The sequence below is a fragment of the Providencia sp. M-27 genome, from assembly GCF_011077905.1.
Lineage (GTDB): Bacteria > Pseudomonadota > Gammaproteobacteria > Enterobacterales > Enterobacteriaceae > Providencia > Providencia huaxiensis.
Genome location: NZ_JAALBT010000007.1, coordinates 184420 through 205986 on the forward strand (window position 1 = coordinate 184420; position 21567 = coordinate 205986).

At 39.5% G+C, this 21567-nt stretch carries 18 protein-coding genes; 14 read left to right on the forward strand and 4 right to left on the reverse strand.

Annotated features, from left to right (window positions below; translation table 11 throughout):
- Positions 1–134: 134 nt before the first annotated feature.
- From G6Q48_RS12240 to G6Q48_RS12250, 3 genes are all read right to left on the reverse strand, one after another.
- Entirely contained in the window at positions 135–905 is a 771-nt protein-coding gene (locus G6Q48_RS12240) for a nucleoside-specific channel-forming Tsx family protein (RefSeq protein WP_102139038.1), read from the reverse strand.
- Positions 906–1177: 272 nt separating this feature from the next.
- Positions 1178–2680 carry a muropeptide MFS transporter AmpG gene (gene ampG, locus G6Q48_RS12245; protein WP_102139039.1) on the reverse strand — a complete coding sequence of 501 codons (1503 nt, stop codon included), beginning with the start codon at positions 2678–2680 and terminating at the stop codon, positions 1178–1180.
- Between the two features lie 129 nt (positions 2681–2809).
- Complete coding sequence (locus tag G6Q48_RS12250) at positions 2810–3391, reverse strand: YajG family lipoprotein (RefSeq protein ID WP_166266717.1); 582 nt, start codon at positions 3389–3391, stop codon at positions 2810–2812.
- A 247-nt stretch (positions 3392–3638) separates the two neighbouring features.
- On the opposite strand from G6Q48_RS12250, the gene bolA reads away from it, so the two are divergent.
- From bolA to G6Q48_RS12295, 9 genes are all read left to right on the forward strand, one after another.
- On the forward strand, positions 3639–3977 hold the full coding sequence (bolA, locus tag G6Q48_RS12255) for a transcriptional regulator BolA (RefSeq protein ID WP_102139040.1): 339 nt from the start codon (positions 3639–3641) through the stop codon (positions 3975–3977).
- A gap of 352 nt (positions 3978–4329) precedes the next feature.
- Positions 4330–5634 carry a trigger factor gene (gene tig, locus G6Q48_RS12260; protein WP_102139041.1) on the forward strand — a complete coding sequence of 435 codons (1305 nt, stop codon included), beginning with the start codon at positions 4330–4332 and terminating at the stop codon, positions 5632–5634.
- A gap of 559 nt (positions 5635–6193) precedes the next feature.
- On the forward strand, positions 6194–6814 hold the full coding sequence (gene clpP, locus G6Q48_RS12265; protein WP_004905443.1) for an ATP-dependent Clp endopeptidase proteolytic subunit ClpP: 621 nt from the start codon (positions 6194–6196) through the stop codon (positions 6812–6814).
- A gap of 113 nt (positions 6815–6927) precedes the next feature.
- The gene (clpX, locus tag G6Q48_RS12270) at positions 6928–8205 is read left to right on the forward strand and encodes an ATP-dependent protease ATP-binding subunit ClpX (RefSeq protein ID WP_094962144.1); all 1278 of its coding nucleotides are present in this window, start codon (positions 6928–6930) and stop codon (positions 8203–8205) included.
- A 206-nt stretch (positions 8206–8411) separates the two neighbouring features.
- A complete protein-coding gene (lon, locus tag G6Q48_RS12275) occupies positions 8412–10850 on the forward strand; it encodes an endopeptidase La (protein WP_166266719.1) in 2439 nt (812 codons plus the stop codon).
- Between the two features lie 235 nt (positions 10851–11085).
- A complete protein-coding gene (gene hupB / locus G6Q48_RS12280) occupies positions 11086–11361 on the forward strand; it encodes a nucleoid-associated protein HU-beta (RefSeq protein ID WP_004914513.1) in 276 nt (91 codons plus the stop codon).
- Positions 11362–11536: 175 nt separating this feature from the next.
- Complete coding sequence (gene ppiD / locus G6Q48_RS12285) at positions 11537–13408, forward strand: peptidylprolyl isomerase (RefSeq protein ID WP_102139043.1); 1872 nt, start codon at positions 11537–11539, stop codon at positions 13406–13408.
- A gap of 144 nt (positions 13409–13552) precedes the next feature.
- Positions 13553–13924, forward strand: coding sequence for a ComEA family DNA-binding protein (locus G6Q48_RS12290; protein WP_166266721.1), 372 nt, complete (start codon positions 13553–13555; stop codon positions 13922–13924).
- A gap of 192 nt (positions 13925–14116) precedes the next feature.
- Positions 14117–14545, forward strand: a complete 429-nt coding sequence (locus G6Q48_RS12295; protein ID WP_102139045.1) for an acyl-CoA thioesterase — start codon at positions 14117–14119, stop codon at positions 14543–14545.
- Between the two features lie 68 nt (positions 14546–14613).
- On the opposite strand, the gene queC is transcribed toward G6Q48_RS12295, so the two are convergent.
- Positions 14614–15294 (reverse strand): 7-cyano-7-deazaguanine synthase QueC, encoded by a 681-nt coding sequence (gene queC / locus G6Q48_RS12300; RefSeq protein ID WP_102139046.1) that lies wholly within the window; start codon positions 15292–15294, stop codon positions 14614–14616.
- Positions 15295–15570: 276 nt separating this feature from the next.
- Between queC and G6Q48_RS12305 the strand changes: the two genes are divergently transcribed.
- The 5 genes from G6Q48_RS12305 (at position 15571) to amtB (ending at position 21442) form a co-directional block, all read left to right on the forward strand.
- Complete coding sequence (locus G6Q48_RS12305) at positions 15571–16032, forward strand: Lrp/AsnC family transcriptional regulator (RefSeq protein ID WP_004905429.1); 462 nt, start codon at positions 15571–15573, stop codon at positions 16030–16032.
- Between the two features lie 75 nt (positions 16033–16107).
- On the forward strand, positions 16108–17853 hold the full coding sequence (locus G6Q48_RS12310; protein ID WP_102139047.1) for a SmdA family multidrug ABC transporter permease/ATP-binding protein: 1746 nt from the start codon (positions 16108–16110) through the stop codon (positions 17851–17853).
- Positions 17850–19634 carry a SmdB family multidrug efflux ABC transporter permease/ATP-binding protein gene (locus G6Q48_RS12315; RefSeq protein WP_166266723.1) on the forward strand — a complete coding sequence of 595 codons (1785 nt, stop codon included), beginning with the start codon at positions 17850–17852 and terminating at the stop codon, positions 19632–19634. The genes G6Q48_RS12310 and G6Q48_RS12315 overlap by 4 nt, the downstream gene beginning before the upstream one ends.
- 172 nt (positions 19635–19806) lie before the next feature.
- The gene (glnK, locus tag G6Q48_RS12320; protein ID WP_004905421.1) at positions 19807–20145 is read left to right on the forward strand and encodes a P-II family nitrogen regulator; all 339 of its coding nucleotides are present in this window, start codon (positions 19807–19809) and stop codon (positions 20143–20145) included.
- A gap of 49 nt (positions 20146–20194) precedes the next feature.
- Positions 20195–21442, forward strand: coding sequence for an ammonium transporter AmtB (amtB, locus tag G6Q48_RS12325; protein WP_207393034.1), 1248 nt, complete (start codon positions 20195–20197; stop codon positions 21440–21442).
- Positions 21443–21567: the final 125 nt, after the last annotated feature.

Here is a 21567-nt window from a genome sequence, read left to right on the forward strand (position 1 = left end):
TAAGGGAAATTACAGTTTTTATTGCCGATAAAGCTATTTTGGTTGCTTTATCGGCTAAATCATAAAGAAAAATTCTTATTTTACTGAAAAAAATAAGAAAATAGTTAACTCCTGATACAATATTCTATAGTGCGCTAAAAGGTATACTTTAATGTGTAAATGATTGCATCTTGATAGAAGGTATCTCCTAATTTATTGTCGGCATAGCGGTATTGTACCCCTGCAGAAACATGGTTTGTCGCATTCCACCAAAAAGCGAGAGCGCCATTTATGCCATTACTCTTGCCGCCGTTATAGCGTTTGTTCCTGGCAAACTCCATTTCATGCCAGTTTGTTATCATGAAATTTTCTTCGAATGCGCTGAAATTATAACCAGCTACCCAACCTGCTACATATCCATTATTACCTGAATAGAATGTCTGGTCGGTGTAATTTAGAGCAATAAAAGGTTTAAACCATAAATCACCGAATGCAGTGTTATAACCAATACCATATAAAGTATTCACATCGTGGAAATTACCACCATACTTGGCTCCCGGTAATGACCAAGTGCCATAAACGTGGCCATATAGATTGAAACCAGTATCACCTAAATAAAAGCGGCCTGTTGTTTTAATGGTATAGCGTTTATTTCGTCCTGAATCGGTGTGTTGGCTATGGAATGGGTTTTCGAGATCAAAAAAGCCATATAACTCACCCCAATTAAAATTGGCACCGCCTTCAAGCTCAATATAGGCAAAATCTTTCTTACGTGTCGTATTTTCTGTTTTGGTTTCAGTACGATGTGACCAATCTAAATAGTTTACATTGACATCAGCAAAGCCATTTTTATAGCCAATAATATCGTCAGAGTATGCCGTACCCGCTAGAGAAATTAAGGTAGCCATGTAAATGATTTTTTTCATAGATAGATTATCTTCGCTTAATAATTGATGAGGTTTAGCAGTTTGCTAGTTATTAACACTTTAATTAACTGATTTGCAACATGTGACATATTAGGCTTATAAATTGCAATTAAGAAATATTTTACACAGGTAAAGTGATCTAAGTCACGATATTTTGACGATATTAATTCGTTTTGCTATTTAGGTCTGGTTTATAGAAAAGATCAAATCCCCTAAACAAATAAACTTTGCTTAGGGAATTATGAAATGAATAAGAAAGAGTATTGAGAGGGTTATTGCTGTACTGTTTTGCGAACGGCGAGGAAATCTAAACTACCACCAATAACTAAGCTGATAGCACCAATGCTAATACCAGTATTAAAAATAAGGTTTTGGTAGTGGGGTAAACTTAGCCAAAATTCAATTTGTGTCGTAAATAGATAAACTTTCATATCACTAAATGAAAATACAAGTAATGAAAGTAACCAAATAGCAAGGCAGCTTACGGCAGTAATAAGTGCATATACGGCAATACGGTAGCCTCTAGCATATAGTTGACGTCGTTGGAATAGCCCTGTTGTTTGAGTGTAAATTAAGGATGTTCGGCAAGCTAATAAAAGTAAAACGCCAGGAACTGCAACCGCGATTGAAATTAGGTAGAAAAGTGGCCAGCCATAGTTACTGACAAAAATACTTGCGACTGGGCCAATGTAAACACGCCCAACAGCAGAAAGAGCAGAAAGAAGGGCAAATTGCGTTGCAGATAACGACTTATTACATAATGTCATTAAGAGGGCGACAAAAGCAGCAGTTCCCATGCCAGAGAAGATATTTTCTAGAAATATAATCGACCCCATGGTTAAGATATTAGGGGGGGTTATCGCTAAGAACCAATATCCGATATTAGAGCCGCCTTGTAGAAGTCCAAAAATAAATAGAGCTTTAAATAAGCTCATGTTTTTCATTAGGTAACCACCAAGTAATGCCCCAACTATGGTTGCCGCCATACCGACAGTTTTATTGACGGTACCCACTTCACTTAAACTAAAACCAAGCGCGTTTAACAGAAAGTTGGTATTGAGCGCCATGACAAAGGCGTCACCGAGTTTGTAAAAAACTAACAGGAGTAAGATTAGCCATGCATTGTTCCTGCTAAAGAATTCAGCGAGTGGCTCGTAAATTGCTTTTTTTAATGAGGTTGGCGCAGCACCGCTTTCTTCAGGTTCTTTGGCGAGTAATGTCGCGATAACACCGATAACCATCAGCCCAGCCATGACTAAGTACAGTTGTTTCCAGGTTAAAAACTTGTCTGCTAACCAAAGTGCAAGGCCACCTGAAACTAGCATGCTGATCCGGTACCCCATAACGGAGGTTGCCGCTCCAATTCCGCGTTCTTCAGCACTCAGTAAATCGGTTTTATAAGCATCAAAAACAATATCTTGTGAGGCTGAACAAAATGCAACAGTAACGGCTAGCGCAGCCAGATACCACAAATGTTCTGAGGGGTTCACAAAGCCCATCGCGGCAATACTGATAATCAACAGAATTTGCGTGGTTAATAGCCATCCTCTTCGGCGGCCAAGAAAGGGCGGGGTGTAGCGATCCATCATTGGGGACCAAAGAAATTTCAGCACATAAGCCTGTCCGACTAATGAAAAGAAACCAATGGTTTTAATATCGACATTTTCAACAGTTAGCCAAGCTTGTAATGTACCTGCAGTCAAAGCTAAAGGTAGACCAGAAACAAAGCCTAAAAGGATTAAAGTAATGTTATTTGGTAGAGTAAAACGAGGCATTATTCCCTCTAAGCCAGTGTGATATTGCTGCAATACATTGCGCCGCAGAGGTATTGGCTGCGCTATGCTACCCAAGCTCAATCAATGAGAGCTTAGGTAGCTTAATACTTAATGATAATGATTGCTCAGTTAATAGCGTGAATTTTGTCTGATAAAATCGGTGATTTCTTGGTCTGTTGCCATATCTGCAATTAAATCAGTGAGTGCGCTATTGATAGCTGTTGCTATCTTGTCATTATTGGCAGCTAATAACTCTTGTGTATTAAAATTGCGGGTAAATGAGCGTGTTTTTGTTGAACCATTTGGAGCCGTTGCAATAATGCTCACACTAGAGTTGACGGTAATATTATGGCGTAGACTGCCTTCACTTACTTTGGTATCGAGCTTATTCAATTGAACAACTAGATTCACGTTTGCCGGTGATGTCACCATAAACCCACGTGCAGCCATCTGTTTTTCGACAGCTTCTTGCATTAGATAGCGAGGATCGCGAGAAGGGTTTAGTACGACTAGACTACTATTACGATTGACCTCTGCTAAGGATTTGTTCGCACGATTATCTACACTGCTAACACTGATTGAAGTCGCATTCAATGTCGGGTTTTTTGCAGGTAAAGCTATCTTAGGCTCAAGTGATAGTGTATTGCTGCTGGTTGCACAGCCCGCAAGAAGAAATAGCCCTAAAAGTGGAAAACACAGTTTTCTTAACATAATTTTTTCCAGTTCATCTTTCCTAATTGAAAATGTTTCGTTATGGTGCGGGTAGCCGTCGTTCAATATAAAGCTTAGCGGCTTATTTATCCTAAACTGTTAGACAACAATTTTTGAAAAAATTCGCATCAACGTGCCGCTATCATAACATTGGCAAGTTATTATCGGATATAGAAGATAGCAATAATCAACGCGTACAATAAAAGATAATTGCCTCTGAGCATAATTTTTAATTAAGGAGCATTTTATGGGCGCTAATGCAGCTCAAAGTATGCAATCTCTTGTGATCCAAAAATTACAAGCTGCTTTTGAACCTACACATTTGGAGGTGATTAATGAAAGCCATCAACACAATGTGTTACCTGGGTCTGAAAGCCATTTCAAAGTTATTTTAGTGAGTGATAAATTTGAAAATAAACGAATGCTTGCCCGTCATCGTGAAATTTATGCTATTTTAGCGGACGAATTATCAGGAGGGATCCATGCCCTTGCTTTGCATACATATACACAACAAGAGTGGAATGAGCTTGCTGATACAGCATTAAAATCACCAGCTTGTCGTGGTGTAGGTGGTGTTAATCGATAATTCTTCGTTTCAGGTAATGCACTGAGACTATTCTTTACATAATCAGCCATGCTTAATAATGAGTTTGGTGAATGTTTTTTCTTCAATTTAGGTGAAAAAACAAAAAATTTAGTCAGAAAAGTCACAAATAAAGAGGAAAAAACGCTTCTTTTCTCAGCTTTTCTCGACTCAGGGCGCATGCATCGGTATAATGCTGCGTCTAATTTTCAGTAAGGTTTCGGGACGCTTCTGATATCAGGGATTGACCGTTACGAAAGTAACGCCCCCGGTTCTGGAAGGGAGACAGCCGTTATGATTTAATGGCATAACTCTGGAGTAGACCGATCACTAAGATTTATTTTGAGGTAAGAAGATGCAAGTTTCTGTTGAAACGACTCAAGGCCTTGGGCGTCGTGTAACAATCACCGTTCCTGCCACTGATATTGAAAAAGCAGTTAATAGCGAATTAGTTAGTGTTGCTAAAAAAGTACGTGTTGATGGTTTCCGTAAAGGAAAAGTACCAATGAACATCGTTAAACAGCGTTACGGTGCGTCTGTTATGCAAGACGTTCTGGGCGATGTAATGCAACGTAACTTCATCAATGCAATTATTGAGCAAAAAATCAATCCAGCGGGTGCACCTAGCTACAAGCCAGAGCAACTCGAAGATGGTAAAGATTTTGTGTATTCAGTTGAATTCGAAGTTTACCCAGAAATCGAATTAGCAGGTTTAGAAACTATCGAAGTTGAAAAACCAGCAGTTTCTGTAAAAGACGAAGATCTGGAAAACATGTTAGAAACTCTGCGTAAGCAACAAGCGCAGTGGAAAGAAGTTGAAGCGGCAGCAGAAGCTGACTCTCGCATCACTATCAACTTTACCGGTTCTATCGATGGTGAAGAATTCGAAGGCGGCAAAGCAGAAGATTTCGCTCTGGTTATGGGCGAAGGTCGTATGATCCCAGGTTTCGAAGAAGGTGTTGTGGGTCATAAAGCGGGTGAAGAATTCGATATCGAAGTTAACTTCCCAGAAGACTACCATGCTGAAAACCTGAAAGGTAAAGCAGCGAAATTTGCTATCGTTCTGAAGAAAGTAGAACAGCGTGAACTGCCTGAGTTCACTGAAGAATTCATCAAGCGTTTTGGTATCGCTGATGGCTCTTTAGATGGCCTGCGTGCAGAAGTACGTAAAAACATGGAGCGTGAGCTGAAAAATGCTGTGCGTAACCGTGTTAAAGCCCAAGTTCTGGATGGCTTAATCAAAGCTAACGACATCGAAGTACCAGCAGCAGTTGTTGATGGTGAAATTGATGTTCTGCGTCGTCAAGCGGCACAACGCTTTGGTGGTGACGAAAAACAAGCGATGGAATTACCTCGTGAATTGTTTGAAGAACAAGCAAAACGTCGCGTAGTGATCGGTCTGCTGTTAGGTGAAGTGATCAACAAAAACGAACTGAAAGCTGATGAAGATCGTGTTAAAGCACTGATCGAAGAAATGGCTTCTGCGTATGAAGATCCATCTGAAGTTATCGAATACTACAGCAAAAACGAAGAGCTGATGAACAGTGTTCGTAACTTAGCTTTAGAAGAACAAGCTGTTGAAACAGTATTAGCTGTTGCTAAAGTGACAGAAAAAGAAACTAACTTCACTGAACTGATGAACCAAGTTCAAGCAGGTTAATTTTTTCTTGCTGTGCAAAATAATGAAACCCGTGGTGTGCTACTACGGGTTTTTTGTCAATTAAAGCCTTTAAATTATCACTTTAGCGAATTTAATTAGGAAACCCTTGAAAAACACATTTAAACCCTAATTATATTATCTATACTTCAGTAGTCTAAGTGGGGCCTTAATTGCGATTCAAACTATTTTGAATAGCTTAATATTGTCTTTTTACCGCTTAATATTGCCGAAAACGATGATATTAACCAATTGAGTTATTTCGTCACCCTTGAAAATCAAGTATGGTTTTCTAATGGTATAATTCCGTGTAACCCAATAGACTTGTGTTAAACTCTTTTAAAGAGCGTCTTGTTTACTGCAGCATACTTAGCTGCATTTTCTTCTTATTTTGTCAGTAATTTGGTTAAATATTAGCTAAACTAGAAAAATAAGAGGATTGAAAGAGCTTGCAGACACAGGAATTTTTTAAAACCGTTGTTTGTGGCATGAACTCGGCTCAAAATAGCAGGCAGACAGCAAATTAGGCGCAAGCACCAGAACGTTTTAATAGGAGATTTCGATGTCACATTTTGGCAGTCAGGAACAATTAGCATCTCAAATGGCCCTTGTGCCTATGGTCATAGAGCAGACTTCTCGTGGTGAGCGCTCGTATGATATTTACTCACGTCTATTAAAAGAACGTATTATCTTCCTGACAGGTCAAGTGGAAGACCATATGGCGAATTTAATCGTCGCTCAGATGTTATTTCTTGAAGCAGAAAACCCTGAAAAAGATATTCATTTGTATATTAATTCACCGGGTGGTGTAATTACCGCAGGTATGTCAATTTACGATACGATGCAGTTTATCAAGCCTGATGTAAGTACTATTTGTATGGGACAAGCTTGTTCCATGGGGGCTTTTTTATTGACAGCGGGTACAAAAGGTAAACGTTTCTGCTTACCAAATTCACGCGTGATGATCCACCAACCGTTAGGGGGTTATCAAGGCCAAGCGTCAGATATCGAAATCCACGCCCAAGAAATTCTTAAAGTGAAATCTCGAATGAACGAGTTAATGGCTCTGCATACTGGTAAATCCATTGAAGAAATTACCCGAGACACAGAGCGTGACCGTTTCTTATCTGCAAATGAAGCAAAAGAATATGGTTTAGTCGACCAAATTTATAGTAGCCGTTAATGGGTTAACTTTTGGTATAATTAGTTCATACCATAAACTATTTTAAAGAAAATCGTTGTTTTGTTTTTAAATGAACGAAAACAAAACAATATGGATAAAAGTGAGGTCAACTGATGACAGATAAACGCAAAGAGGGGACAGGAAAACTGCTTTACTGCTCTTTCTGCGGAAAAAGTCAGCATGAAGTGCGCAAGCTGATTGCCGGTCCGTCAGTCTATATTTGTGATGAATGTGTAGATTTATGTCTCGATATCATCCGCGAAGAAATAAAAGAACTTACGCCGCATCGTGAGCGTAGTGAACTGCCTACGCCACATGAAATTCGACAGCATCTTGACGACTATGTTATCGGTCAGGAAAAAGCGAAGAAAGTTTTAGCTGTTGCGGTATATAACCACTACAAACGCTTACGTAATGGTGATAAAACCAGTGATGGTGTTGAATTAGGTAAAAGTAATATTTTGCTAATTGGCCCAACAGGTAGTGGTAAAACGCTTTTAGCTGAAACGCTAGCGCGTTATTTGGATGTGCCATTTACAATGGCTGATGCAACGACATTAACTGAAGCAGGTTATGTCGGTGAAGACGTTGAAAATATCATTCAAAAATTACTACAAAAATGCGATTATGATGTTGAAAAAGCTCAACGTGGTATCGTATATATTGATGAAATCGATAAAATTTCACGTAAATCAGATAACCCATCAATTACCCGTGACGTTTCTGGGGAAGGTGTGCAACAAGCACTTCTTAAACTTATTGAAGGAACTGTTGCGGCAGTGCCACCACAAGGAGGGCGTAAGCACCCTCAGCAAGAATTTTTGCAGGTTGATACCTCAAAGATCCTCTTCATTTGTGGCGGGGCATTTGCAGGGCTAGACAAAGTTATCGGTCAGCGTTTGAATACCCGCTCAGGTATTGGTTTTGCTGCAGAAGTGAAAGGTGAGTCAGATAAAGCAACAGAAGGCGAATTATTAACTCAGGCGGAGCCAGAAGATCTAATCAAATTTGGTTTAATTCCTGAATTTATTGGCCGTTTACCTGTTGTTGCAACATTAACTGAACTAAGTGAAGAAGCTCTGATTCAGATTCTGCAAGAACCTAAAAATGCATTAACGAAACAATATCAAGCTTTATTTAGTCTTGAAAACACTGAGCTTGAATTCCGTGAGGAAGCATTAAAAGCCATCGCTAAGAAAGCAATGGCACGTAAAACTGGAGCTCGTGGTTTACGTTCTATCGTTGAAGCTGCATTGTTGAATACGATGTATGATCTCCCTTCAATGAGTGATGTTGAAAAAGTTGTCGTTGATGAAAACGTCATTAATGAACAATCAGAACCGCTTTTAATCTATAGCAAACCTGATGCTCAAGCTTCTGGCGATAACTAATCCCATATAAAATGTTCAATAATTAATCAAACGAAATGAGGGGTTTCCCTCATTTTGTTTTTTATGTTCAACTAACCATTGAATGCTAAAATCTTGTCCCCATATAGTTTATATTCTGAGGTGTGGTTTCCTTGTTTTAGACAGCAATTTTAGAACAAGAGAGAGAAACCCTTAAACTAGCGTGAGCTAAACGAAGAGAGAGCTTTATGAATCCTGAGCGTTCCGAACGCATTGAAATACCAGTATTGCCTCTGCGTGATGTAGTGGTATACCCACATATGGTGATCCCACTGTTTGTTGGACGTGAAAAATCCATTCACAGTCTGGAAGCAGCGATGGATCATGACAAGCAGGTAATGCTGGTTGCGCAAAAAGAAGCCTCGACTGATGAGCCAGGGGTGAATGATTTATTTGCTGTCGGTACAGTCGCGTCTGTTATTCAGATGTTAAAACTGCCTGATGGCACCGTTAAAGTCCTTGTTGAAGGTCTACGACGCGCACGTATTACCAGTTTGACAGATAATGGCGAATATTTCTTAGCGCAAGCGGAATATTTGGCAACAGAACAAAATAATGAGTCTGAACACGCTGCGTATGATGAAGCGACAGCGGGTTCTCAATCATCAGACGCACTTGATGAAAAAGAAAACGAAGTATTGTATCGCACTATCGTTAGTCAGTTTGAAAGCTATATAAAGCTGAATAAAAAGATCCCACCTGAAGTATTAACCGCATTACATGCAATAGAGCAAGATCAGCTAGATAAACTGGCGGATACCATTGCTTCTCATATGCCACTAAAATTAGCGGATAAACAACGCGTTTTAGAAATGGCGAATATCGCTGAGCGTGTTGAGTTTTTGATGGCCATGATGGAGTCAGAAACTGAGTTGCTGCAAGTCGAAAAACGCATCCGTAATCGTGTTAAAAAACAGATGGAAAAAAGCCAGCGCGAGTATTATCTGAATGAGCAAATGAAAGCTATTCAGAAAGAGCTAGGCGAAATGGATGATGCGCCAGATGAATATGAATCGCTAAAACGTAAAATCGAAGAAGCGAAAATGCCAAAAGAGGCACAAGAAAAAGCAGAAGCAGAATTGCAGAAGCTGAAAATGATGTCTCCAATGTCAGCGGAAGCTACCGTAGTCCGTAGTTATATCGATTGGATGGTGCAGGTTCCATGGCATAAACGTAGCAAAGTCAAAAAAGACTTAGTGAAAGCCCAAGAAGTGTTAGATACCGATCACTACGGTTTAGAGCGTGTGAAAGACCGTATTTTAGAGTATCTGGCAGTGCAAAGCCGTGTAAGTAAAATTAAAGGGCCGATTCTTTGTTTAGTTGGGCCTCCTGGTGTGGGTAAAACCTCTTTGGGGCAATCTATTGCTAAGGCTACGGGTCGCCAATATACCCGTATGGCATTAGGTGGGGTACGTGATGAAGCTGAAATTCGCGGTCACCGTCGTACCTATATTGGCTCAATGCCTGGTAAGTTGATCCAGAAAATGGCAAAAGTAGGGGTCAAAAACCCACTATTTTTACTGGATGAAATTGACAAAATGTCATCTGACATGCGTGGTGATCCTGCCTCTGCACTATTAGAAGTACTTGATCCAGAACAAAATATTGCATTTAACGATCACTACTTAGAAGTGGATTATGATTTGTCTGATGTGATGTTTGTTGCAACATCGAACTCGATGAACATTCCTGCGCCATTGTTAGATCGTATGGAAGTTATCCGTCTTTCTGGTTATACAGAAGATGAAAAACTGAATATTGCGAAGAAACATTTGTTATCTAAGCAGATTGAACGTAATGCGTTGAAAAAGAATGAGTTAACTATCGACGATAGTGCTCTAATGAGCATCATTCGTTATTACACTCGCGAGGCTGGCGTCCGTGGTTTAGAGCGTGAAATCTCTAAATTGTGCCGTAAAGCAGTTAAAGCGCTACTGATGGACAAAAAGCTTAAGCACATTGAAATCAACGCTGATAACCTGAAAGATTATCTGGGTGTTCGCCGTTTTGATTATGGCCAAGCAGATACAGAAAACCGTGTTGGGCAAGTTACAGGCCTAGCTTGGACAGAAGTTGGTGGTGACTTACTTACTATTGAAACTGCATGTGTACCTGGTAAAGGTAAACTAACTTACACCGGTTCTTTAGGTGAAGTCATGCAGGAGTCTATCCAAACGGCATTAACGGTTGTTAGAGCTCGAGCAGAAAAACTGGGTATCAATAGCGATTTCTATGAAAAGCGTGATATTCACGTTCACGTGCCGGAAGGGGCGACGCCAAAAGATGGCCCGAGTGCGGGTATTGCGATGTCAACTGCTTTAGTTTCTTGCTTAACCGGTAACCCAGTTAGAGCCGACGTGGCAATGACAGGTGAAATTACGTTAAGAGGTTTAGTTTTCCCGATAGGCGGTCTGAAAGAGAAATTATTAGCTGCACATCGTGGTGGGATTAAAACAGTATTAATCCCTAAAGAAAACGAACGTGATTTAGAGGAAATTCCTCAAAATGTGATCGCGGATCTCGAAATTCATCCGGTGAAAACAATTGAAGAAGTTCTTTCTTTGGCTTTAGTTAACCCTCCTTTTGGCGCTGAAGTAGTTAAAAAGAAAGCTAAAAGAGTGAGCTGAATCAAGAAGTTTGTATAAAATTAAGGCTGACAGCTAATTTAGAGCTTGTCAGCCTTTTTTTTCATCGCTAATTTAACGATGATTCTGATAATTGTTTGTATGCAATCTGTTCTCTTGCCATTGGTAATCAGGATTGATATAACGGCTGCATATTAATTAACTATACTAATAACTGCTATAGTTAATTATAGTTAATTAAGAGATTTATAGTCCAACTAATATGGGGATGATAAGAGTGAATAAAGCTCAACTGATTGATCAAATCGCTTCTGATGCGAATATTTCTAAAGCTGCAGCAGGTCGTGTTGTTGACGCGTTCGTTGCTACTGTAACGGGTTCTTTGAGTAAAGGGGACGATGTTGCTCTAGTTGGCTTTGGGACTTTCTCTGTTCGTGAGCGTGCAGCACGTACAGGCCGTAACCCTCAAACGGGTAAAGAAATTAAAATAGCTGCGGCGAAAGTTCCTGCTTTCCGTCCAGGCAAGGGTCTTAAAGACGCTGTAAATAGCTAATTAGGTATTTAAGTTTGTCTTTCTCGTATTTTTGCGAAAACTCAAACTGACGGAATGTCTTTAATCAGCTAATATATAAGCGCACCATTGAAATGGTGCGCTTTTTTTTCTTTCTGAGTTAAGATTAGCGTATTATCAGGAAATTGAATTCAACAAAGCGGAGTTAAGCCTTTTTATGATGGAAAATTTACGCACAAAGGCGAATAGTCCTTTGCTCAAAATAATACTGGCGCTGATTATCCTTTCATTCGTGTTGGGTGGCGTTATGATGGGTGGCCTTGGTGGCAACAGTGCAAATAATGCAGCTGAAGTTAACGGGCAGTCAATAAGCCGAGAACAGCTACAGCAGGCTTTTCAACAAGAGCGCCAATCATTACAAGAGTATCTGGGAGATAAATTTTCAGAAGTCGCTAGTAATGAAGAAAGTATGAATTTACTGCGCCGCCAAGCTCTCGATAACTTGATTAACAATGAACTGATTAATCAGTATGCTAATGAACTACAACTTTCAGCAAGTGATCAGCAAATTGAGCAATATATTTTCTCAATGCCTGTTTTCCAGACAGATGGCCGGTTTGATAGCGAAAAATATCGTGAGATTTTAAGCCGCAACAACATTAACGCGGATAGCCTCGCAGCTCAAATTCGCCAAGACCTTACACGAGCTCAGTTAGGAAAAACCTTTACTGGAACGGATTTCGCTTTACCATCAGAAGTTAAAGCATATGCTGAATTATTTATGCAAGAACGTGAAATTCGTACTGCAATCTTAGATTTAGCAGAAGTTCAAGCGAAGCAAACAGCTTCTGAAGAAGAATTAAAAGCCTACTATGATGCTAACCAAAATAGCTTTATCTCACCTGAGAAAGTACAAGTAAGCTATGTTGAGATGGATGCTGCATCAATGCCTCCAGCCACAGTGTCTGATGAAGAAGTAAAAGCGTATTATGAGCAAAACCTGAAAAATTATACTCAGGCAGAGCAAAAACAGTACAGTATGATTCAGGCGGATTCTGAAAAGGATGCGAATGATATCCTGAATGAATTAAAACAAGGCGCGGACTTTGCAACATTAGCAACTGAAAAATCAACGGATAAATTCAGTGCAGGGCAAAAGGGCCTGATTGGTTGGATGGAAGCTGCATCAACGCCAATCGAAATTGTAGATGCAAAATTAACAGAAAAAGGGCAACTTTCAGCACCTGTTAAATCACAAAATAGCTATGTTATCTTCCGTTTAGATGATATTAAACCTGAATCTATTAAACCGTTTGAGCAAGTTGAAGAAAGTATTAAAACTAGCTTACTTCAAGATAAAAACATTAAACAATTCTATGATTTACAGCAAAAAGTCAGTGAAGCGGCTACGAGTGATATGGAATCATTAGTATCAGTTGAATCTGTATCTGGTTTGAAAGCGGTGACAACGGATTGGTTTGATAGAACAAATCCACCTGCTGCACTTAATTTCCCTAAAGTGGTCAGTGAAGTGTTTAGCGACCGTTTAGTGGATAAAAATGGTTCTAAAGGGATTAACTCTGACGTGATTAACGTGGAAGGTGACCGTGCATTTGTTGTACGTGTAACAGAGTATAAACCTGAAAGTGTTGAACCTTTTGAACAGGTTAAGTCAGAAATTGAAACACTGGTTAAACGTCAAAAAGCCGATGCAGAGTTGAAAACGACGGGCGATAAACTACTTGCTGAGTTAAAAGCAGGTAAAGGGGCTGAAGCTTTAAATGCTGCTGGTGTTAAACTTTCTGAAGTTCAGACTGTTTCTCGATTAATGCCACAAACAGCGGTTATCAATGCGACAATGGAAATGTCACAACCTGTTGATGGTAAACCAAGTTATGCACTTGCGCGTGATGAGTCCGATAACTATGTGGTTATTCAGTTAGATAAAGTCACATTAGGCCAACCAACGGATGAAGAGTTAAAACAACTGACCCGTGAATACCAAGGTGCAATGAGTTCTGCAGTTAACGAAGCTCTGATGCTTAACTTGCGTGAGAATGCAAAAATTGAAGTGCTGAATATTGAATAATTGCGAACAGCTTCGCAAATAAAATTGTAACTTCATGATTAGAAGGCCACCTTTGGGTGGCCTTTCGTATTTTTAATATTATTGAAAAGTGTTCCGTATTTTTCTATGGCATCGTTGTATCTCAACATACACAGGAGAACAAATATGTTATGGAATTCAGTCAATAAATGCAGATTAGGTATTGTTCTGCTCCTTTCTTTATTATGCTCATTCTCTTTTTTTTCTTTGGCTAAGAAAATTGAGCCAGAAAAAGCCACTGCGGCTGTCATTCAAGAGAAACAAGTAAGTAATAACTCACCATCGACGAGCCATGGCCAGTCTGACAAAGTCAATATCAACTTAGCGGGTGAAGAAGAACTCGCAGAAAAATTGACGGGTATCGGTAGGCAAAAAGCGAAAGCAATTGTTGAATATAGGCAAAAATATGGTGCTTTTAATTCCATTGAAAACATTTTAGAGGTTCAGGGGATTGGTCCTGCATTTTTAGAAAAGAATAAAGGTAAGTTAACTTTGTAACTAAAATCCCCCATACAAAGTATGGGGGGAATATAGTATGGGTGAATTATATTAAAGGTTAATAATTGAGCAGAAAACTAAACCTCTTATAAATAATTTGAGAGCTAAGTCTTATTATTGATAATCATTCAGCATATTTTCCGTACATTTGTTATTTTTATGTTATCGGAAAATAAACTGGTCGGAGTAGTTATGACAACACATATTAAAGTTCATGGTTATCATATAGATGTTTTTCAACATGTTAATAATGCACGATATTTAGAATTTTACGAAGCGGACCGATGGGAATGGATGAATAAACGTAATTTCATTAACTGGGCTATAAAAAATAATTTAACAATGGCTGCAGTGAACATTAATGTAAATTATATCCAAGGCGTATTACTTGGTGATGAGCTGACGGTAGTGACTCGTATGGATAAAATAGGAAGTAAAAGCGCAGTATGTTATCAACAAATTATTCGTAATAAAGCAGGCGTTCAAGAGGTTGTTTCAGATGCCTATGTGACGTTTGTTTTTATCGATAATATAGAGAATAAAGCGATTGTTATCGATGAACAGCTGCGTGAGAAGTTAGAGTCATTCAAGGTGGGTTCTGAAGATTTCATTCAAAATTAGCCTACCTAGCTTGAATAGTTATGAATAGGGCATGGTAGGCCACGTGTTTGATTAACTTATTAGTGCTTTTATTTTAATGATAGCATGATGGTTTCTTTATCATTTAGATATTCAGCTAAGCCCCTGCTTCTTAAATGACAGGCTGCACATTCACCACAACCGTCACCCTGGATGCCATTATAACAAGTCAGTGTTTGCTGCCTAATGGTCTCAAGGTGACCATAACTGTCGGCAAGAGCCCATGTTTGGGCTTTATTCAGCCACATTAACGGTGTTTCAAAGCGAATATTTTTGGCAAGGCCGAGGTCTACAGCATGGTTGAGTGCTTTGACAAACTCATCACGGCAATCGGGATAGCCTGAAAAATCGGTTTCACATACACCGGTTATCACCGCTTCTGCTTGGACTTGATAGGCGTATATTGCTGCGAGAGTGAGAAATAAAATATTACGTCCAGGTACGAAAGTGCTAGGCAGGCCGCTCGACTCGCTTTCTGTGAAATCAGGGACTGGGATGTTATCTCGAGTTAAGCTGCTGATTGCTAATTCATTGAGTAATGTAACATCTAAGACTTTATGCGCTGTAGCACCTAGAGATACGCTTAACTTCTGTGCGACTTCGATTTCAAAACGGTGGCGCTGGCCATAATCGAAAGTCACACAATGAACTTCATCATAGTTTTGCAAAGCTTGAATAAGACAGGTTGTTGAGTCTTGGCCTCCGCTGAAAACCACAACTGCGCGTTTCATAGGTACTCCTTGGTGATATATCATTTTAAAATGTGATGGGAAGAGAGTGAAGCATGTTAACGATACTAAGGTGTAATTAATAGTTCTATTTTTACAAAGTGAGTTTGATTGAAGTACTATTCATATGCGAATTTGGTTATTCATATAAAAATATTCTATAATCACGACATTTGGTAACATCTTTATTGTTTTTAAATTATTCAATTTTGCATAATATGGTTATGTAGCTAATACAATAACGACAAAAGTACTTACACCTAAGTCAAGAGAGCAATCATGCTAGATAAAATAGACAAAAAGCTGCTTTGTTTATTGCAAAATGACAGTAGCCTATCCCTAAACACCCTTGCTGAAGCTGTTAATTTAACATCTACGCCGTGCTGGAAAAGATTAAAAAGGCTTGAAGATGAGGGCTATATTCGAGGGCGAGTGACTTTACTCGACGGTGAGAAGCTAGGTTTAGGTTTAACGGTAATTGTGACAATTAAAACACAGCATCATAATAGTGAGTGGTATGAGCAATTTGTTTCTTTTGTCAGTCAACTTCCTGAAGTTCTGATGTTTTATCGTATGGCTGGGGAGTATGATTACCTTATGCAAGTAGAAGTGCATGACATGAAATCATATGACTTATTTTATAAAAAACTCGTCAATGGTGTTCATGGTTTAATCGATGTGACTTCAAGTTTTGCAATGGAAAAAATCAAGTATACGACAGTATTGCCTATTCCTGATTAACTCCGTAATAACGTAGATGATTACGGCTTCTCATTTTTAGGCATCATTAAATCAATATATTCAAGGCAGTATTACGTGCGATTATTTTCACAACTAGGTTGGTATTTTTTGAGTGAGTGGCGGCGCTATCTCGGTGCTGTTTGTTTTCTCATTATTATTGCTATCTTACAATTAGTCCCTCCACGCATCGTTGGTGTGGTTGTTGATGGAATAAGTAAAGGGGCAATGCCAACAAAGCAGTTGATTACTTATGTTTCAGTCATGCTGTTGATTGCACTGGTTGTGTATGGTTTGCGGTATGTTTGGCGTTTATGGTTATTTGGTGCTTCTTATAAGTTAGCCGTACAGCTACGACAAAAATTTTATCGGCAATTAAGTCTGCAAAATCAAGAGTTTTACCTTAAGTACCGAACAGGGGATTTAATTGCACGCACGACGAATGATGTTGACCGAGTTGTGTTTGCAGCTGGTGAAGGTGTTTTAACATTAGTTGACTCATTGGTGATGGGGTGTGCGGTGCTCATCATGATGAGTGTTGAAATTAGTTGGCAACTGACTTTACTAGCACTTATTCCAATGCCAATTATGGCACTAGTCATTAAGCGTTATGGTGACCAGCTTCATCAGCGTTTTAAGCATGCTCAAGGGGCATTTTCGTCTTTAAATAATCATGCGCAAGAAAGTTTAACAAGTATCCGTATGATTAAAGCTTTTGGCCTTGAAGATCATCAATCGAATCAATTTGAACAGGTAGCCACTGAGGCTGGACGTCGCAATATGCATGTTGCTAAAGTTGATGCGCGTTTTGATCCCACCATTTTTATGGCGATTGGTATGGCCAATTTACTCGCTATTGCAGGTGGCAGCTGGATGGTGTTAAACGACACATTGACGTTAGGTGAATTAACGAGCTTTGTGATGTATTTAGGATTAATGATTTGGCCAATGCTAGCGCTCGCATGGATGTTTAATATCGTTGAACGAGGTAGTGCAGCTTATAGTCGTATTCTAAGTTTACTCAATGAACCGTTAGTTATTCAGGATGGCTCGCATTCATTACAGCCTGAAAAGGGAAACTTGAATGTGAATATCATCAATTTTAGTTATCCAGAAACCACACGAATAGCATTACATGATATTCGGTTTGACCTAAAACCTGGGCAATTTTTGGGGATCTGTGGGCCAACAGGGGCTGGGAAATCAACATTGTTGACGTTATTGCAGCGCCAATTTGATGTTACGGAAGGGGAAATCCTCTATCAAGGTTTACCACTATCTGAGGTCCGTTTAAATGAATGGCGTGCTCGGTTATCTATCGTAAATCAATCTCCATTTTTATTTTCAGATACAGTTGCAGGCAATATCGCACTTGGGCGACCTAATGCCACTCAGGAAGAAATTGAGCAGGCAGCGCGTGTCGCTTGTGTACATGATGATATTTTACGTTTACCGGAAGGCTATTCTACTCAGGTTGGTGAACGTGGAGTTATGTTGTCTGGTGGGCAGAAACAACGAATTTCTATTGCAAGGGCAATCTTACAAAATGCAGAAATTTTGGTGTTAGATGATGCACTTTCTGCCGTTGACGGGCAGACCGAGTTTACGATTTTACAAAACTTAAGTCATTGGCGGCAGGGTAGAACCATGATAATTAGCGCTCATCGTCTATCTGCATTGGTAGAAGCAGACAATATTATTGTGCTATCTCAAGGTGCGATTATTAGCCGAGGTAGGCATGAAGCGCTTATTGCGCAGTCGGGTTGGTATAAAGATATGTATCAGTACCAACAGATTGAAGCGGCGTTGGATGGTGAGCTATGAGCCAAAAGAAACCACTATGGCCAGCACTTAAGCGTTTACTTTCTTACGGAAAAGCACACCGAGGCACCATGGGGATTGCTATTGCAATGCTATGGTTGGCCGCTATTGCGGAGGTCAGCGGGCCTCTGCTGATCAGTTATTTTATTGATAACATGATTGCGAAAAAGCAAATCATCATGCCACTGGCTTTATATATGGCCGTTGGTTTTATATTGCTTCAAGTTATTGCTGCATTATTACATTACTATCAAATTATTTTATTTAATAAAGCTTCTGTGGGAGTCGTGCAAACATTACGAACAGATGTGATGAATGCCGCCCTTAGGCAGCCTTTGAGTGCCTTTGATAAACAACCTGTTGGCCAATTGATTTCACGAGTTACAAATGATACTGAAGTGATTAAAGATCTATTTGTGATGGTTGTGCCGACGGTGTTTCGGAGTTTAGCCCTGATTTGTGCCATGTTAGTTGCTATGTTTTCATTGGAATGGCGTATGGCATCAATTGCAGTGATGATTTTTCCTGCTGTATTTGTGGTGATGCTTGTTTATCAGCGCTTAAGTACACCGATTGTACGTCGTGTCAGATCTTATCTTGCGGATATTAACAACGGTTTTAACGAAGTCATTAATGGAATGACGGTTATTCAGCAATTTATCCAACAGGCTAGGTTTGGCGAAAAAATGCAAAGTATTAGTCAAGACCATTATTTTGCAAGAATGAAAGCATTAAAACTTGATGGTTTACTATTAAGGCCATTACTAAGTTTACTTTCAGCTTCAGTATTGTGTGGCTTGCTATTGCTATTTGGGTTTGAAGGAACGACTACCATTGGTGTTGGTGTCTTATATGCATTTATTAACTATTTGGGTCGTTTGAATGAACCGCTTATCGAATTAACTTCTCAGCAATCGATGCTTCAGCAAGCGGTTGTTTCAGGTGAGCGTGTTTTTGAACTCATGGATAGCCCGCAACAAGGCTATGGGGAAAGTATTGAGCCATTACAAGGTGGCTCAATCTCAATTAACCATTTATCTTTTGCTTACCGTGATAACAAAATGGTACTTAAAGATATTAATTTACACGTACCTGATAATAATTTTGTTGCATTGGTCGGTCATACTGGGAGCGGTAAAAGTACCATTGCAAATTTAATTATGGGGTATTACCCATGGCAGGAAGGGGATATTTTATTAGATGGACGTGACTTGAGTTCACTATCTCACCAAGTTTTACGTCATGGTATTGCGATGGTGCAACAAGACCCTGTTGTCCTTGCGGCTTCTTTTTTTGATAACGTCGCACTAGGGCGTGAGATTAGCCAAGATAAAGTTTGGGAAGTTCTTGAAACTGTTCAGCTTGCTGAGTTAGTTCGTGGGTTACCTGATGGGCTAGATACCGTACTTGGTGAACAAGGAAACACCTTGTCTGTTGGGCAAAGACAATTACTAGCGATGGCTCGAGTACTTGTGGTCACACCTAAAATTTTAATTTTGGATGAAGCAACGGCGAATATTGACTCAGGGACTGAGCAAGCGATACAAAAAGCATTACGAATGATCCGTCAACATACTACGCTCGTCGTGATAGCTCATCGTTTATCGACAATCGTCGATGCTGATCAAGTCGTTGTGTTACATCGTGGTGCAATTGTTGAGCAAGGTAAACATTTGCAGCTTTTACAGCAAAAAGGACGTTATTATCAAATGTACCAGTTGCAACAAGTTGGGGAATCATTGAATGCCCGTTGTGATGCTGAAATTGAGAGTATAACTAGTTAATTATTCTGCACTCTTATAATGCAAGACCTAAAGCCACTCATTCGAGTGGTTTTTTATTTTGTTCTTTCCTATTGAATAATATGGATAAATATATTTTGGCACACGATTTGCTATAACGTTAGTGCTGTTCAAGATATTGAGCGGCTTATTCACCTGACTTATAGGAGTGAGCATGAAATATATCATCGCAATCATTAAGCCATTTAAATTAGATGAAGTCCGAGAAGCACTATCAGATATTGGTGTTCAAGGGCTTACTATTACTGAAGTTCGAGGGTTTGGACGACAGAAAGGACATGCCGAATTATATAGAGGAGCTGAATATACTGTCGATTTTTTACCTAAAGTACGTATGGAAATAGCGGTTTCTGATGAGTTAGTAGAACAGGTAATTGAAACAATCGAAAAAAAAGCTTATACGGGCCAAGTCGGGGATGGAAAAATATTTATTTTGTCATTAGAGCAAGCTGTACGTATTCGTACAGGTGAAAAACAAGACGAAGCACTGTAGGAGAGCAATTATGCGCAAAGGGTTCCAATACTTATGTCTATTGATATCAATGGGGAGTTTTCCAATGACGGTGCTTGCAGCAGAGGAAACCCTAGATAAAGCGGATAACGCATTTATGATGATAGCGACTGCTTTAGTTATTTTCATGATACTTCCAGGTATCGCATTATTCTATGGTGGGCTACTAAGAAGCAAAAATGTTCTTTCCTTAATGGCTCAAACTGCGGTCATTTTTGCTTTAGTGTCTGTTATTTGGATTGTTTATGGGTACAGTTTAGCTTTTAGTGAGGGAAATGATTTTATCGGTGGTTTTAGTCAGATTATGTTAAAAAATATCACTGTTGAAAGCTTATCTGGACCGATCCCTCAATTTATTCACGTTGTTTTTCAAGGGGCATTTGCATGCTTAACGGTTGCATTGGTGGTTGGTGCACTAGGGGAGCGAATTAAATTTTCTGCAATTTTAATTTTTACGATTATTTGGACGACATTTGCTTATTTACCAATGGCACACATGGTATGGGGCGGCGGTATTTTATCGCAAGATGGCGCACTAGATTTTGCTGGGGGTACGGTTGTTCATATTAATGCGGCTGTTGCCGGTTTAGTTGGTGCTTACTTACTTGGGCATCGTACTGGGTTAGGAAAAGAGGCTATTAAACCACATAACTTACCTATGGTGTTTATGGGAACATCCATACTATTCATTGGCTGGTTTGGTTTCAATGCAGGTTCGGCCGGAAGTGCTAATAGTATCGCTGCATTAGCGTTTGTGAACACTATCGCAGCTGCAGCTGGTGCTATTTTATCATGGACTTTAGCTGAGTGGCTTTTCAGGGAAAAACCTTCATTATTAGGTGCTTGCTCTGGTTGCTTAGCTGGGTTAGTTGGGGTTACGCCAGCGGCAGGAACGGTTGGGGTCGGTGGGGCATTAATTATAGGGGTATTGTCTGGGCTGGCGGGTTTATGGGGTGTTGTGATTTTAAAGCGTCGATTAAAAGTTGATGATGTTTGCGATGTTTTTGGGGTTCATGGTGTCTGCGGGATTTTAGGTTGTTTACTAACGGGGGTATTTACTTCAACGGCATTAGGCGGAAGTGGTTTTGCGGAGGGTATTACGATGATGAAGCAAGTCGGAATTCAAGCTGTTAGCATACTAGTTTGTGTTGTTTGGACCGCAATCGTTGCTTATATTGCATTTAAAGTGGCAGCGAAAACTTCAGGTTTACGCATTAATGTTGAAAAAGAAAGGGAAGGTTTAGATATTACTTCTCATGGTGAAAGTGCCTACAATTAATCTTAATGTAATGATAATTACAGGATAATACTGTGCTTTGTGTAAATTGATAATGGCAGCTTATTGCTGGCTGCCATTACCTTTTTAAACCGACTGATCTACCTTTCTAAGTAAGTAATCACTTA

Excerpts from the sequence above, each read along its gene's own strand:
- G6Q48_RS12295 (WP_102139045.1), top strand. The coding sequence starts at position 14,117 with ATGACAACACATATTAAAGTTCATGGTTATCATATAGATGTTTTTCAA.
- clpX (WP_094962144.1), top strand. The coding sequence starts at position 6,928 with ATGACAGATAAACGCAAAGAGGGGACAGGAAAACTGCTTTACTGCTCT.
- lon (WP_166266719.1), top strand. The coding sequence starts at position 8,412 with ATGAATCCTGAGCGTTCCGAACGCATTGAAATACCAGTATTGCCTCTG.
- ampG (WP_102139039.1), bottom strand. The coding sequence starts at position 2,680 with ATGCCTCGTTTTACTCTACCAAATAACATTACTTTAATCCTTTTAGGC.
- G6Q48_RS12305 (WP_004905429.1), top strand. The coding sequence starts at position 15,571 with ATGCTAGATAAAATAGACAAAAAGCTGCTTTGTTTATTGCAAAATGAC.
- G6Q48_RS12250 (WP_166266717.1), bottom strand. The coding sequence starts at position 3,391 with ATGTTAAGAAAACTGTGTTTTCCACTTTTAGGGCTATTTCTTCTTGCG.
- glnK (WP_004905421.1), top strand. The coding sequence starts at position 19,807 with ATGAAATATATCATCGCAATCATTAAGCCATTTAAATTAGATGAAGTC.
- bolA (WP_102139040.1), top strand. The coding sequence starts at position 3,639 with ATGGGCGCTAATGCAGCTCAAAGTATGCAATCTCTTGTGATCCAAAAA.
- queC (WP_102139046.1), bottom strand. The coding sequence starts at position 15,294 with ATGAAACGCGCAGTTGTGGTTTTCAGCGGAGGCCAAGACTCAACAACC.
- amtB (WP_207393034.1), top strand. The coding sequence starts at position 20,195 with ATGGGGAGTTTTCCAATGACGGTGCTTGCAGCAGAGGAAACCCTAGAT.
- tig (WP_102139041.1), top strand. The coding sequence starts at position 4,330 with ATGCAAGTTTCTGTTGAAACGACTCAAGGCCTTGGGCGTCGTGTAACA.
- ppiD (WP_102139043.1), top strand. The coding sequence starts at position 11,537 with ATGATGGAAAATTTACGCACAAAGGCGAATAGTCCTTTGCTCAAAATA.
- G6Q48_RS12240 (WP_102139038.1), bottom strand. The coding sequence starts at position 905 with ATGAAAAAAATCATTTACATGGCTACCTTAATTTCTCTAGCGGGTACG.
- clpP (WP_004905443.1), top strand. The coding sequence starts at position 6,194 with ATGTCACATTTTGGCAGTCAGGAACAATTAGCATCTCAAATGGCCCTT.
- G6Q48_RS12315 (WP_166266723.1), top strand. The coding sequence starts at position 17,850 with ATGAGCCAAAAGAAACCACTATGGCCAGCACTTAAGCGTTTACTTTCT.
- G6Q48_RS12290 (WP_166266721.1), top strand. The coding sequence starts at position 13,553 with ATGTTATGGAATTCAGTCAATAAATGCAGATTAGGTATTGTTCTGCTC.